Here is an 820-nt window from a genome sequence, read left to right on the forward strand (position 1 = left end):
CCCGCCCTGGACGACCGTGGTCGCCTCGATAGAATCGCACCCATGAGTTTTGAGCCCGCTTCCGCCCCCGCCGCCCCACCGCTGGCCGCCCCGCCCTCCGGTGCAGCCGTGCCCGCAGCGCCCGCGAAAGGCGCCAGCGGCAACCGCTACGCGCTCTGGGCCCTGGGGTTCGTGGCCGCGGCCGGCCTGCTGGGCAGCGTGTTGCTGTGGCAGCGCCTGAACACCATCCAGGAGCAGCTGGCGCGACAGACCGCCGACTCCGGCACCCAGGCCATCGAAGCCCGCACCCTCGCCCACCAGGCACTGGACGTCTCGCGCGAAACCGCCGCTCGGCTCACCGTGAACGAAACCCGCGTGAGCGAAGTGGCCCTGCAGCGCGCCCAGCTCGAGGAGCTGATGCAGAGCCTGTCGCGCTCGCGCGACGAGAACTTGGTGGTGGACATCGAATCCGGCATCCGCCTGGCCCAGCAGCAGGCCCAGCTGACCGGCAGCCTGGAGCCGCTGGTGGCCGCCCTCAAGAGCGCCAACCAGCGCATCGAACGTGCAGCCCAGCCTCGCCTCGCGCCCCTGTCGCGTGCCATCGGCCGCGACCTGGAGCGCATCGGCGCCGCCCAGGTGACCGACACCGCCGGCCTGCTCGCGCGGCTCGACGATCTGGTGCGGCAAGTGGACGAGCTGCCCCTGCAGAACGCCGTCGCCCAGGCCGCGGCCACGCGCCGCATGAATGCCCAGGTGTCCGCGGGCGACGCCGCCGCGTCGCCCGCCGCACCCAGCCCCTGGTGGCAGTCCGCGCTGCAGCGCGCGTGGGAGGTCGTGCGCG

Annotated in this window: 1 protein-coding gene; it reads left to right on the plus strand. The window is 73.7% G+C overall.

Going from position 1 to position 820, the window contains the following annotated elements:
* Window positions 1–42: 42 nt before the first annotated feature.
* Window positions 43–820: uroporphyrinogen-III C-methyltransferase (locus AC27IO_RS24930; protein WP_498741307.1), on the plus strand; the 778-nt coding region annotated here is incomplete at its 3' end.

Source organism: Acidovorax sp. KNOB132 (genome assembly GCF_057541515.1).